The sequence below is a fragment of the Pseudarthrobacter sp. MDT3-1 genome, from assembly GCF_054510755.1.
Map to the genome: position 1 here is coordinate 1 of NZ_JBTNDX010000006.1, position 13,084 is coordinate 13,084.

Annotated in this window: 13 protein-coding genes and 1 pseudogene; 11 read left to right on the forward strand and 3 right to left on the reverse strand. The window is 63.6% G+C overall.

The genetic code is table 11. The annotated features are described in order from the left end of the window. Positions 1 to 566: 566 nt before the first annotated feature. Positions 567 to 1,208 (forward strand): NADPH-dependent F420 reductase, encoded by a 642-nt coding sequence (locus tag ACX80X_RS06060; RefSeq protein WP_256470957.1) that lies wholly within the window; start codon positions 567 to 569, stop codon positions 1,206 to 1,208. 45 nt (positions 1,209 to 1,253) lie between these two features. On the opposite strand, the pseudogene ACX80X_RS06065 reads toward ACX80X_RS06060, so the two are convergent. Continuing rightward, positions 1,254 to 1,811 (reverse strand): annotated as a pseudogene (locus ACX80X_RS06065) (transposase); the annotation flags it as partial. Between the two features lie 227 nt (positions 1,812 to 2,038). Between ACX80X_RS06065 and ACX80X_RS06070 the strand changes: the two are divergent. Continuing rightward, complete coding sequence (locus ACX80X_RS06070; RefSeq protein ID WP_252599435.1) at positions 2,039 to 2,719, forward strand: response regulator; 681 nt, start codon at positions 2,039 to 2,041, stop codon at positions 2,717 to 2,719. A 2-nt stretch (positions 2,720 to 2,721) separates the two neighbouring features. On the opposite strand, the gene ACX80X_RS06075 is transcribed toward ACX80X_RS06070, so the two are convergent. Then, entirely contained in the window at positions 2,722 to 4,464 is a 1,743-nt protein-coding gene (locus tag ACX80X_RS06075; protein ID WP_308216166.1) for a GAF domain-containing sensor histidine kinase, read from the reverse strand. A 136-nt stretch (positions 4,465 to 4,600) separates the two neighbouring features. Here ACX80X_RS06075 and ACX80X_RS06080 point away from each other — a divergent pair, with 136 nt between their 5' ends. From ACX80X_RS06080 to ACX80X_RS06120, 9 genes are all read left to right on the forward strand, one after another. Then, positions 4,601 to 5,068, forward strand: a complete 468-nt coding sequence (locus ACX80X_RS06080) for a pyridoxamine 5'-phosphate oxidase family protein (protein WP_459311500.1) — start codon at positions 4,601 to 4,603, stop codon at positions 5,066 to 5,068. A 6-nt stretch (positions 5,069 to 5,074) separates the two neighbouring features. Next, positions 5,075 to 6,079 carry a zinc-dependent alcohol dehydrogenase family protein gene (locus ACX80X_RS06085; protein ID WP_252599437.1) on the forward strand — a complete coding sequence of 335 codons (1,005 nt, stop codon included), beginning with the start codon at positions 5,075 to 5,077 and terminating at the stop codon, positions 6,077 to 6,079. A 76-nt stretch (positions 6,080 to 6,155) separates the two neighbouring features. Next, entirely contained in the window at positions 6,156 to 6,623 is a 468-nt protein-coding gene (locus tag ACX80X_RS06090) for a universal stress protein (protein WP_252599438.1), read from the forward strand. Between the two features lie 124 nt (positions 6,624 to 6,747). After that, positions 6,748 to 7,122 carry a universal stress protein gene (locus ACX80X_RS06095; RefSeq protein ID WP_374210005.1) on the forward strand — a complete coding sequence of 125 codons (375 nt, stop codon included), beginning with the start codon at positions 6,748 to 6,750 and terminating at the stop codon, positions 7,120 to 7,122. Beyond that, the gene (locus ACX80X_RS06100) at positions 7,109 to 8,194 is read left to right on the forward strand and encodes a universal stress protein (RefSeq protein WP_252599440.1); all 1,086 of its coding nucleotides are present in this window, start codon (positions 7,109 to 7,111) and stop codon (positions 8,192 to 8,194) included. The genes ACX80X_RS06095 and ACX80X_RS06100 overlap by 14 nt, the downstream gene beginning before the upstream one ends. Beyond that, positions 8,097 to 9,152 (forward strand): zinc-dependent alcohol dehydrogenase family protein, encoded by a 1,056-nt coding sequence (locus tag ACX80X_RS06105; protein ID WP_252599441.1) that lies wholly within the window; start codon positions 8,097 to 8,099, stop codon positions 9,150 to 9,152. The genes ACX80X_RS06100 and ACX80X_RS06105 overlap by 98 nt, the downstream gene beginning before the upstream one ends. A gap of 97 nt (positions 9,153 to 9,249) precedes the next feature. Next, complete coding sequence (locus tag ACX80X_RS06110; RefSeq protein ID WP_252599442.1) at positions 9,250 to 9,447, forward strand: hypothetical protein; 198 nt, start codon at positions 9,250 to 9,252, stop codon at positions 9,445 to 9,447. 153 nt (positions 9,448 to 9,600) lie between these two features. Next, on the forward strand, positions 9,601 to 10,134 hold the full coding sequence (locus tag ACX80X_RS06115) for a flavodoxin family protein (protein ID WP_252599443.1): 534 nt from the start codon (positions 9,601 to 9,603) through the stop codon (positions 10,132 to 10,134). A gap of 9 nt (positions 10,135 to 10,143) precedes the next feature. Continuing rightward, positions 10,144 to 12,609: an HAD-IC family P-type ATPase gene (locus ACX80X_RS06120; protein ID WP_459311503.1), complete on the forward strand. Its 2,466-nt coding sequence runs from the start codon at positions 10,144 to 10,146 to the stop codon at positions 12,607 to 12,609. On the opposite strand, the gene ACX80X_RS06125 is transcribed toward ACX80X_RS06120, so the two are convergent. Continuing rightward, entirely contained in the window at positions 12,606 to 13,070 is a 465-nt protein-coding gene (locus tag ACX80X_RS06125; protein ID WP_252568836.1) for a pyridoxamine 5'-phosphate oxidase family protein, read from the reverse strand. The two genes, ACX80X_RS06120 and ACX80X_RS06125, sit on opposite strands and share 4 nt — an antisense overlap. Positions 13,071 to 13,084 lie beyond the last annotated feature (14 nt).

Genomic DNA, 13,084 nt, shown 5'->3' on the forward strand with positions numbered 1-13,084 from the left:
AAACTGGACTAGACATAATGATTAGATTCCTGGTTCTCGCCCCACGCGATCAAGCGGACTTGCTATGACCCAGTGGCACCGTTCCAGCCTGACACGTAGGGCTGGCGCGGGAATGACTGCGACGGGACTCCGGCAGAGGACTACTGCCTGAAAGCTTACCGACCCGAAACCCTCCCCTCGCCCGTCTGCGGAACGGTCCGAACCGAGAACCACAATCTCGGCGCCAACGGACAACAGGCTCAGCATCGGTGCCGGCTCGCCCGGCTGCCAGCTGGTGAGGATTTGCAGCGTCGGATGCCGCGCGGCCAGCCGGTCACGCGCAAGGCCCAGCAGCACCTGCGCCTCGGCCACGGCCTCCACGTACTGCGCCGGCACCCTGTAGTACGAGGATTCGGGCNCTCCTGCTCCCTTCATCACACCACTCACCCAGTGTCTCGCTGAAGCACTGAACGGCCAGTGCCTTAAGCCCCCACCGCCTCCGGGGCTTTCGTCCCTATTGCCCGAACCGACTAACAATGTCTACTGGATGGACAAGCAGATCGCGGCGTTTCCAGCAAGGGAAGATCATGACCAACATCAGCATTCTCGGCAGCGGACACATGGCCCGCGCACTCGCCACGGCGATGCTGCGAGGGAACAACCCGGTACAGATTCTTGGCCGTGACGGCTCCAAAACACGGGATCTGGTCGAAAGCCTCGGACCCGGTGCCACAGGAGGCGTGACGGGGGCCGCCATCACAGGAGCAATAATCTTCCTGGCCATCCCGCACAAGGAAGTCCATAACGCCCTCCTGGAAATCGGCGACGCTCTTGACGGCCGGGTCGTCGTAGACATCAGCAACACCGTGGACGTCACGAATTTCGATCGGCTGACCACGGAGCCCGGCACCTCCGCAGCCGAAAATACAGCCCGGCTGTTAGATGGACGCGCGGATGTGGTGAAAGCATTCAACACCACGTTTCCCACCACCCTGGAGGCTGGAAAGGTCGGCGGGCAACATCTGGACGTTTTTATCGCCGGCGACTCGGAGCAAGCCAAAGAGAAAGTCAGCGCCGTGGCAGCGGCCGCAGGACTCAGGCCCATCGACGTGGGGCCGCTTCGGCGTTCGCGCGAACTTGAAGCCTTCATGCTGGTTGTTATGGGCCTGCAGGTCAGCCCTGAGCACCAGCACTTCAACTGGGACACCGCGCTCAGGATTTTTCCATAGAAAAGGGTTGCCTGATGATCCCGCCTTCAGGCATTCAGCGCGGGTGATCGCCGCGTAGACCTCGTCCAGCGGCCGGTTCTGCCACGCGGCCATCTCCTCGACCACCCGGTCGGTGATCCGGGAGACCGTCTCCTTCGACACAGACGTACCGTAGATCTCGGCGAAATGGGCGCTGATTTCTCCCGTGGTCAAGCCCTTGGCGTAGAGCGAGAGGACCATCTCATCGACCCCCGTCAGGCGGCGCTGGCGCTTCTTGACGATGACCGGCTCGAACGTGCCTTCCCGGTCCCGCGGCACGTCCACCTGCACGGGGCCGGCGGTCTCCGTCAACACCGTTTTCGGGCGCACCCCGTTGCGGGAGTTGCCAGTCTGTTTACCGGCCGTATCGTGCTTTTTATATCCGAGGTGCTCGGTCATTTCCTCATCGAGCGCAGTCTCGATCACGGTCTTGGTCAGCTGCTTGAGCAGACCATCGGGACCGGTCAGGGACAGGCCCTGTTCCTTCGCCATTCTGACCAGCTCGCGGGCAGCGTCAGCCTCGGATATTTCTGTCTTCTTCTCAGCGGTTTTCGTACTCGGCACAGCCTCAAGTGTTGCGGCCATATCGGGCTCCTCCCCGCCAGGCTTAACGCCCGGCGTGTCGAGCCGGATACACCGTTATTTCCACAGTCCCTTCCCCGGTTCCGCGGGCAGGGGTAGGGCCATTGGTCATACCCCGCCGCGCCGGCCGGGTCATTGGACCCTTGTGGCGATACCGTCCTTCCTCAAGAATGAGTCAGTCGCAGACGTGACACCTCGGTACCGGTTGGAACGGGTACACAGAAAGGAACATGATGAACGCTTCGACAGCATCGGAGCAATGGACTGAATCATCCGACGACGGTATCCGGGTGTTCATCCTTGACGACCACGAGCTGGTACGGCGGGGCCTTCAGGACCTCCTGGAAAGCGAAGGTTTCGTCGTCGTCGGCATGTCCGGGTCTGCCGCCGAAGCGGCACGTCGGATTCCGGCGCTGCGCCCGGACGTGGCAGTACTTGATGCCCGGTTGCCGGACGGGACGGGGATCGAAGTGTGCCGCGATGTGCATTCGGTGGATGAAACGATTAATTGCCTGATCCTCACAAGCTACGACGACGAGCAGGCGCTGCGGGGCGCGGTCCTGGCCGGGGCCTCCGGGTACGTTCTCAAGGAAATAGGCGGTTCCGCCCTGATCGGTGCCCTGCGCCGCGCCGCCAAGGGGGAATCCCTGTTTGATGCCGACCTGAAGGCCCGGATTGTTCAGGGACTGGCAGAACCGGAGCGCGTGGACCCAAAAATCGCGTCCTTGACCCGGCAGGAGCGCAGGGTGCTGGAGCTCATTGGGGAGGGTCTGACAAACCGCCAGATCGGCGAACGTATGCTTCTGGCGGAAAAGACAGTCAAAAACTACGTCTCATCCCTGCTTGCGAAGTTGGGTTTTGAACGGCGGACGCAGGCCGCGGTCCATGTGGCGCAGCACCATGAACACTGACCTCAGAAAACTGGAGCCGTCCATGTCAGTGCTGTTCCCGTTTCCGGGGAGCTGGCGACCTCGAAAGTGCCGCCCAGTGAGGCGGCCCGGTGCTGCATGTTCGTCAGGCCGGTGCCAGGCGAAGGCACGCTGAATCCTGTGCCGTTGTCCTGGATCAGGATGCCGACAAGACTGTTGTCCACGGAAACCGACACGCGGATCGAATCCGCTCCGGAGTGCCGGACGGCGTTGCTCAGCCCCTCCGTGATCATTGCCAGGATATTCAGGGCGGTTTCTTCATCCCGGATCGCGTCGATGGGCCCCGTAAGAGTCAGCAGGGGGACAAACGGCAGGGACTGCGCGCCGCTACGAACCGTCTGGAGGACACGGCTGCTGAGGAGTTCCTTCGCCGTGGCGGAGTCACCCAGCGAATAGATGGTGTTGCGTAGCTCCCGGATTGTCTCGTCCAGTTCGGCGGTCACAGTCTGGATGGTCCTGGCTGCGGAGTCATCGGACATATAACGTCGGAGGCTTTGGATGCTGAGCCCTGCTGCGAACAGGCGCTGGATGACGAGGTCATGCAGGTCGCGGGCGATCCGGTCCCGGTCGGTAAACACGGCAAGTTTCTCCCGCAGCCGATGCGCACGCGCCAGCTCGAGCGCCAGTGCGACGTGCGATCCGAACACGGGACCCATCTCCAGGTCCGTCGTACTGAACGTCCCGGATTGACGCTCCCGCAGGAGGAGCAGTAGGCCGTGGTGGGTGCCGTGGGCGCTGAGGTCGATAACCAGGAGCCGGCTCGTGGCCAGGTCACTTCCGGTGCCGAGGGCAGACGATGCGTCTTCAATCACAGCGGCGTGGCCCGTGGCGAGAACGGTGTCCATTTCGCCCGAGTCAAACGACAAAAGCCGTCCGACCCACTCCGGAGCATGGTTCCCCGCACCTCCGGCGATCCGGTACAAGTCGGGAGTGTCCTCCTGGACCAGGATGAGGGCAAGGGTGGAACCGGACTCCTGGAGTGCTCTGGCGGCGATCATGTCCAGTCCCCCATTCTGGCCCTCCGGCGTCTCCTCGTCGCCCATCATTTTGTTGGTCACATCCATGGAGGCCTGAAGCCATGCGGTTCTGCGCCGGGCATCGTCATAGAGCCTGGCGTTTTCGATGGCGACGCCGGCGGCTGCAGCAAGTGCCTCGGCCAGGTCTTCGTCTTCGTCTGTGAAGTCGCCGCCGCCTCTCTTATGGGTCATGTAGAGATTGCCGAACACAACGTCCCTCACTCGGATCGGCACGCCCAGGAAAGATTTCATCTGCGGATGATTCTTGGGAAACCCGTAGGCATCCGGATGCTGGCTAAGATCATGCAGCCGCAGCGGCTTCGGATCGCGGATCAGGAGGCCAAGAACGCCATGTCCTGTGGGGAGGGGGCCAATCTGACGGGCGAGTCCCTCATCTATCCCCACAGTGATGAAATGGCTCAGGGCACGGTCGCCTCCAATCACTCCCAAGGCCCCATAATCAGCCCCGAGAAGGTGGCACGCTGAACTGACCACTCTGTGCAGCACCGCCTCCAGGCTAAGATCCTCGGCCAAGGCAACGACGGCACTTAGAAGTCCTTGCATCCGTTGCTGGTCGCTTACCATTTCCCCGGCACGGTCAACAAAGTCGGTACGAAGTTCGTCGATTCGAGGCCCGGCAACGGGTTGCCGGGCGCCCGTACTGGTGGGGTGTATGGGCTCGTTCAATGTAACCCGCCTTTCGATGGACATCCACGCGGGCCGGCCTGCCGGCTGCAGCCGGTGCACACAGACTACCCCTGCAGGGGAGGTTCATCCAGCACCGCAGGTTCGGTGAGGGGTCTTTGTGCCCTACAGCCGGTCGCACCTGCTCCGTATGATCGTGGCCATGACCCCAGATGCATCGATACCGGAGACCGCCGTGCTGCCAACTGAAGAGTGCTGGCGTTTGCTGCGGGGCGACTCCGTGGGCCGCCTTGCCGTGTGGGTGAACGACCACCCCGAGATCTTTCCCATCAATTACAAGGTTGACCGTGAATCACTTGTCTTCCGAACAGGTGCCGGCACCAAGCTTGCGTCCGCATTGGGCAAGCTGGTGGCGCTTGAAGCCGATGGTGCTGACACGGATGGGGGCGTTGCCTGGAGTGTCGTCGTGAAAGGGCCGGCCACAGCCCTCACCCGTACCCCTGAACTCCTTGACTCCGTAGGACAGTTACTGTTCCCCTGGGAGACAGGCCCCAAGGACCATTTCCTCCGTATTGTCCCGGAGAGTGTCAGTGGACGGCGTTTCAAGATCGCCGCCCCGTTGACCTGGGGCGGTCCCTTGGATGAGGCCACCCGCGCCGGACTTGAATGACCAGTCATGAGGGCATGGTGGGTTGAAAAACCCGGCCCCATCGTGTCAGGTCCGTTGCGCCTGGGCGAGCGCCCTGATCCATCGCCGGGGCCGGGCGAGGTCCTGCTCTCGGTTCGTGCATGTGGTGTATGCCGCACAGATCTTCACCTTGCTGAAGGAGACCTGCGGCCCCGTGCTGCTCGACGGATCCCTGGCCATGAAGTGGTCGCCGAGGTGGTGGGGCTCGGAGCTGGCAGCTCCCGGTTCCGTCTTGGCGAGCGCGTGGGGGCAGCCTGGCTGGCCCGTACGTGCGGCTCTTGCCGCTTCTGTGCCCGCGGGTCAGAGAACCTCTGTCTCGCCCCGTCATTCAACGGCTGGGATGCGGACGGCGGCTACGCGGAGCTGATGACCGTCCACGAGGATTACGCGTACCGGATACCCGAAGCATTTACCGATGAGCACGCGGCGCCCTTGCTGTGTGCCGGGATCATCGGTTATCGGGCGCTTCGTTCCTCCGGCCTTCCGCCGGGAGGCAAACTCGGCATCTATGGCTTTGGCGGATCGGCCCACCTGACGGCGCAGATGGCTATCTACGAGGGTGCAAGCGTCTATGTCATGACACGGTCGGCGGCGGCGCAGAGGCTGGCCCTTGAACTGGGGGCAAAGTTCGCCGGGCCCGCTGAAGCAGTCCCGCCTGAGCTGCTGGACGCGGCCATCCTCTTCGCTCCTGCGGGCCGGCTGGTACCAATCGCGCTTCGAGCTCTGGACCGCGGAGGAACCCTCGCCGTCGCAGGCATCCACTTGAGCGACATCCCGGTCCTGGACTATCAAAAGGACCTTTTTCAGGAGCGCCGCCTGCGCAGCGTCACGGCCAATACCAGAGCCGACGGGCGGGAACTCCTCGCGCTGGCAGAGCAAATACCGCTCCGCCCCACCACTACCCCCTATCCGTGGACAAAGGCAGACCAGGCATTGCTGGACCTGTCCCTGGACCGGTTCACGGGGGCCGCAGTGTTGCTTCGACCAGCCTGAGGCGCCGCCGGAAACCGTGTGCCTTCAGTGACCTTCGGCCCTAGGCCACCGCCGGATCCTGGGGGAAGGTACTGCCATGAGTGATAACGATCGCATCCTTGTCGGAATCGACGGTTCCGAATACTCCCCCGCGGCGCTGCGCCTCGCCGGGCGCCTGGCGTCCGCACTGGCCGCACCGTTGCACGTCGTCACATGCCTGGGCTTCTCCGACTTCTACCTGCCCGCGCACCTGCCTCCGGGTTACATCGATACAACGGCCGAGCTTGAGGCCATCGCCAAACGCCTCATGGAACAGGCCATCGACAGGGCCTACGGCGCGGAGCGCCCAGAACATCTCACGACAGCTGTCAAAGTGGGATCGCCTGCGAAGGTCCTGGTTGACGAAAGCCGCAACGCCCAAATGCTCGTCGTTGGTCGACGCGGCCACGGCGGCCTCTTTGGCCAGCTCATGGGCTCCGTCAGCGCAGCGTGTGCAGCCCATGCGCACTGCCCTGTGCTGGTGGTCAGCCAGGAGGCCGAGGAACACGATGCCACCGGCGGCTGAACTGCCGCCAATCGTGGTGGGCGTAGACGGAAGCGCTCCTTCCACACTCGCTCTGCGCTGGGCGGGCGCATTGGCGCCGCTGCTCAACGCCCGTATCCGGGCCATGTCCTCCTAGCAGTTCCAGATCGCCTTCGGCACTTTCACCCCGGTTGTCTGGAACCCCGATGAAGAAGCCCGGAAAATCTGTGCCGAGGCAGTGGCCAAGGCCTTCTACGGTGTTCCTCCTGCGAGGCTCGAAATGGTGGTGTCCCAAGGGCCGGCGGCCAAGGTCCTAGTCGAAGAAAGCAGGTCTGCGCACATGGTTGTAGGGGGCAGCCGCGGCCACGACGGATTTGAAGGGCAGCTGCTGGGTGCGGTGAGCGCAACGGTGGCTGAACACGCAAAATGCCCAGTCCTCGTCGCGCATGGCTCAGACCTGCCGGCAGGGATTTCGATTGCTCCCGGGCAGGCCTCCGTGGAGGGCGGCGGCAAGGCCGGGTCCAGCCATGCCCTCCCCTGACCGCGTGGTAGTTGGCTACGACGGATCGGCTGAGGCAGCCCTGGCTGTGCGCTGGGCTGCACGGCACGCGAAGTTTTTGGACTGTGAGTTGCAGGTGGTTCATTGCTCACTGTGGCCGCTGCTGACCAGCGACCTTGGACCCGTCAAGGGCATAGAGGGAAGCGGGCTGCAACATCAGGCGCAGGCCATCCTTGATGAGGGGAAAGCTGAGGCGCTGTCAGTGGCGCCCCGGGTCAGGATCCGGAGCAGCCTCCTGTACGGACTTCCTGCAGGCCATCTCCGGCGGATCGCGGAAGATGCGCGGATGCTGGTTCTTGGCAGCCGCGGGATCGGTGGATTTATGGGACTTCTGGTGGGTTCAGTAAGTCTGGAACTCGCGGCGACGGCGTCCTGCCCCGTTGCGGTCATCCGGTTCGATAAGAACCCGGAGGGGCGCATCGTGGTGGGAATTGACTCTTCCGGGTCGGCGGGCGCCCTGAGTATTGCCTGTGCCATGGCCAGTGCTACGGGAGCGGACCTGATGATCATCCACGTCATCCGGTCCCATGACCGCACAGCCCACGAGGCCGGAGGGGGCCAAGGAGCGGCCCGTCGCCTCCTCCTGACGGCCGCTCACGACGCCAGCGGTCTGGCTTCGGACGTGACTATCAGCCAGCACGTTGCCCAGGATACTTCCGTCCCGCGGGCGCTCCTTAATGCTGCCCGTGGTGCCGCCCTCATCGTCGTCGGAAGCAAGGGCCGGGGGCTCCTCAGAGGAGCTATCGGGTCAAATGCCCACGCAGTCCTTCACCACGCCACGGCCCCTGTCCTGATCTCCCCGGCGGGACCGCGGGCAATGTGGCGACCTGAGCCGCCGCCGTCGGACTTCCGGGACTTTTGTCCCTTACCGGCGAGGCAATCGGGCGTCATCGTTGAGGTGGAGCAGCATTCCGCACGCCGTGGAACCCTATCAACAGCAACAGGCAGGAACGGTTATGAAAGCTATTGTTTACGGAGGCCCAGGGAAGAAGTCCTGGACGGAAGTCCCCGATCCGGCGATCCGGAATCCCACCGATGCCATTGTCAAGGTTGACACCACCACCATTTGCGGGACGGATTTGCACATCCTCAAAGGGGATGTGCCGGCCGTGACGGAAGGAAGAATCCTGGGCCACGAAGGAGTGGGAACCATTACTGAGGTCGGGTCGTCCGTGACTAGCCTGAAACCGGGCGACCGCGTGATCATCTCCTGTATCAAGTCCTGCGGCCACTGTGCCAACTGCAAGAGCGGCCTCTATTCGCACTGCATGGGCGACGAGGGTGCCTCGGGCATCGGCTGGGTCTTCGGCCACCTGATCGACGGCACGCAAGCCGAATACGTGCGGGTCCCATACGCCGAAAACTCCCTCCATCTGCTGCCCGACGGTGTAAGCGACGAGCAGGCCGTCATGCTGTCGGACATCCTCCCCACGGGCTTCGAAATCGGGGTCCAGTACGGCCGGGTCAAGCCCGGCGACACGGTAGCGGTGGTCGGGGTGGGTCCGGTCGGGCTGGCCGCAATCGCCACCGCCGGGCTCTACGGAGCGGCGACCATCATCGCCATCGACCTTGACGCGAACCGCTTGCAGAAGTCCCGCGAGTTTGGCGCCACCGAGGTCGTCCTGTCAGGCGACGCCGACTGGAAGGAACAGGTGCTGGGCCTGACCGACGGCCAGGGCGTGGATGTGGCCATCGAGGCAGTGGGCATTCCCGCGACCTTCAGCATGTGCACGGAGATCGTCCGGCCGGGCGGGAATGTCGCCAACGTGGGGGTGCACGGCAAATCAGTGGAACTCCATGTGGAGAACCTCTGGATCCAGAACATCAACATCAGCATGGGACTCGTGAACGCCAACACCACTCCGATGCTGCTGAAACTCGTGGCCCAGAAGAAGCTCCCGGCGGAAAAGTTTGCAACACACCGCTTCCGTTTTGACCAGTTCATGGACGCCTACGACACCTTCGCCCGGGCCGCGGAGACAAACGCCCTGAAAGTAGTGATCACCGCATGAAAGGCTACGTTGTTTACGACTCCGCATACGGGAACACCAAGGCGGTTGCAGAGCCATCGCACAAGGCCTCAAACCTATCCGCGCTGCAGCGGTTTCCGTGACGGACTTCAACCCCGGGAACCTGTCAGGCGGCGATCTCCTCATCGTCGGCTCCCCCATCAACGGCTGGCGGCCCACCCTCAAAATCACGGTACTGCTGGCGCAGTTGGGCAACGGCCGGCTCAGGGCATCAAGGCCGCAGCGTTCGACACCCGCGTCCGCTTCTTCATCCATGGCGACGCCGCCAAGAAGGTGACCAAACTGCTCACGGAAGGCGCGCCCACGCCATCGCCCGCCCCGCCCCGTTCTACGTCCGGGGCACCGAAGGGCCCCTGCGCGGTGGAGAACTTGAAAAGGCAGCGAGCTGGGCCCAGGACCTGGCCTCAGCACTCGAGAAGAAGGCCACACCATGAAAGCAGCCATCGTTTACGAATCCCTCTACGGCAACACACGCGCAATCGCTGATGCGATAGCGCAAGGGCTGGAGGGGGTGGCCGAACCACACGTGATGTCCGTGGAGGAGGCAGGCCAGACCCAGCCCACCGCCACGGATCTCCTGGTGGTGGGAGGGCCGACCCACATCCACGGCATGAGCAGGAAGCCGATGTGGGAACTGGCAGTCAAAGACGCCCTTGAACACCCGGAGAAGGGATTGGTCCCGGACGCCGCATCGGGAGGACCGGGCTTGCGGGCATGGTTCGACTTCCTGGACAAGGCAACCGGAAAAGCGGCCGCCTTCGACACCCGGCTGAAGGGGAACAAGCTAGTGACCGGTCACGCGTCCAAAGGCATCGCGAAACGACTCAAGCAACATGGCCTTGAGCTGATAGTCGAGCCTGCGAGCTTCCTCGTCGATGACGCCAACCAGCTTTTGCCAGGTGAACTCGACCGGGCGCGCGAATGGGGAAAGACGCTCGGCGCAGCCCTCTCGCCGGCACCCTGAGTGAGCCGCGTGGGCACGGCAGCGGCGCCATATCCGCCCGGGGCTGATGCTCCCGCAGGATCCGGTCTCTCCGCCGATGATGTGAAGGAACGAACGCTGGCAGGCCTGGCCAACGGAGTTCCCGACAATTCGAGCAGAAGCCTGTGGCAGATTGTCCGGGCGAATGTGCTGACCCTCTTTAACGGCATTGTTGGCGGCTGCTTCCTGCTCTTGCTCTTCCTGGGGCAGTGGAAGGACGCGCTCTTCGGCTTCGCCGCGCTCAGCAACGCCGTCATCGGCGTGGTCCAGGAGTACCGCGCCAAGAGGCTGCTGGACCGGCTGGCCGTCCTTGACGCCCCCCGGGCCAGGGTGCTCCGTGAAGGCCAGGTCCAGGACATCGCAGTTTCCGACGTCGTCCTGGACGACGTCGCGGTACTGCATGCCGGCGACCAGGTCGTGGCAGACGCCGTCATCATCAGCGGGGATGGCCTTGAAATTGACGAATCCTTCCTTACCGGCGAGTCTGAACCCGTAGGCAAGGGCAGGGGCTCCACCGCGTGGTCGGGTTCCACCATCACGGCGGGGCAAGGCGAGGCGCGGGTGGTCGGCGTAGGGGCCGGCTCGTACGCCAGCCGGCTCACCGCGGAGGCGAAACGTTTTTCCCTGGTTAATTCAGAGATCCACAACGGGATCGGCCGGGTCCTTCACTGGATCAGCTGGGCTCTCTTCCCTGTCGTCGTGATCGTCACCAACGGCCAGATGCAGGCTAAGGGTGGCTGGGATCTGGCTTTCACCACCGGGGCATGGGTGGAGGCGGTCGTCGGCGCAGTGGCGGGCGCCATCGCCATGATTCCCTTGGGCCTGGTGCTCATGACCAGTGTTGCGTTCGCGGTCGGTGGTGTCCGGCTGGCCCGCCAAAATGTGTTGGTGCAGGAACTGGCAGCTGTGGAGGGACTGGCCCGTGTGGACGTTCTGTGCATCGATAAGACCGGTACCCTGACGGAGGGCAGGGTGGTCTTCGACGGTGTGCACGCTGCGGGCATTCCATCTCCGCCGGGCTGGAGGGAGGCACTGGGATGGTTCGGCGCCGACCCCCACGCCAACGCCACCGCCCGCAGCCTGGCGGGCACCTTCGCCTTTGACGGCAACCGGGTCCCGGCCGCCGTCGTTCCTTTCTCTTCCGCCAGGAAGTGGAGCGCAGCGAGTTTCTCTTCGCCTCATGCTGCTGCGGGAACATGGGTGCTCGGTGCGCCCAAGATGGTCTTGCAGGGGAACAACGCATCCACCGGTGACGTCCTGGTCCAGTCCCTCCGCCTCGCGTGGGCGGGTTTACGCACCCTGGTACTGGCTTACTCGCAGGACGTTGCGCCCGAAAGGGATCCCGACGACGTGCAACTGCCACCAGGGCTTACAGCCGCCACACTGCTGACATTCCGGGAAAAAGTCCGCCCCGATGCAGCGCAGACCCTGTCCTATTTCCGCCAGCAGGGCGTTGCCGTGAAGATCCTCTCCGGCGATGACCACCGGACGGTCATGGCGGTGGCCCGTGAGGTGGGGCTCGACGCCGTCGTCGGCTACGATGCGCGGCACCTGCCCTCAGACCCTCACCTGATGGAGGAAACGCTGGACGGCTTGTCCGTGTTCGGTCGAGTGACGCCCGCCCAGAAGAAAGATATGGTCATGGCGCTGCAGAGAATGGGGCACACCGTCGCCATGACGGGTGACGGCGTCAACGACGCCCTGGCATTGAAGGAAGCGGACATCGGGATCGCCATGGACACTGCGGCACCCGCCACCAAAGCCGTGGCCCAATTAGTGCTTTTGGACGGGCGCTTTGACAGGCTTCCTGCAGTCGTGGCCGAAGGCCGCCAGGTCATCGCCAACATTGAGCGGGTCTCGGTGCTGTTCCTAAGCAAAACAACCTACGCGGTAGTCCTGTCGATAGTGTTCGGAGCGCTGTTGTGGAGCTTTCCGTTCCTGCCCCGGCAGCTCTCCGCCACTGACGGTCTCACCATCGGCATCCCCGCGTTCTTTCTGGCCCTGATGAGCAATCCACGCCGCTACAAACCTGGATTCTTGAAACGGTCACTGGCCATGGCCGTCCCGGCCGGAATCATCGTCGCGACGGCGGTACTGGCTGTGCAAGTGTATTCCGTGACGGCGGGCGGCTTCAGCGCCGGAGCCAGCCGCACCGCCTCCGTGGTAACCCTTTCCCTGGTTGCCCTGAGCGTGCTGGCGGCTGTCAGCCGCCCGGTCAGCGCCCTGCGCGTGGCCATCATTGCAGCCATGTGCCTGGGCCTGTTCCTGCTGATGACCGTCCCCATCCTGCAGGAATTCTTTATGCTCGAATGGCCACCTCCTGAACTCACAACTGCCTCGTTTGCCGCCGCCTCCGTCGCCATCCTTGCGGTCCTGGCACTAAGCCAGGTCCACGCACGGCGGTACCCTGTCGATAGGCCTGCGAAGGTGACACAGAACTCAGTGGCGCGGCCCTAGAGCCAGTCCGCCGAAAAATCCTGCGGCGGCCACCAGCGCGTGCGCGGCGAAACCGCAAACCTTCGCCCGGAGACCTCCGTAGGGACGATCTGCACCAGATGCTCTTTGAGTCCGGCCTGCCACGGTTCGCGGTCAGGACCGGCTTCCTGGAGGGCCGCCGGATCTCCGTCAAACGGCCCAGGCATTCCCTTGACCACAACGCTCCACACTTCGGTGGCGTATGCATTCAGCCCGTCTGTCTCAAAAGCCACGGCGGCGCCGCTGAGGAGGGCACGAAGTTTCGTGCCGGGCGCCGTGCGGAAGACCACCGTTTCGCCGACAGTCATGAAGTTCAAGGGAAAGATCTCGGGGACCGCACCGTTGATCACGGCCAGCCGCCCGATATAGGAAGACTGGAGATACTTCCAGCAGTCAGCCGGGGCGAGGACTTCCGTGTGAGACTCTGAGGGGGAGCTGCTCATGCAACTGATCCTAG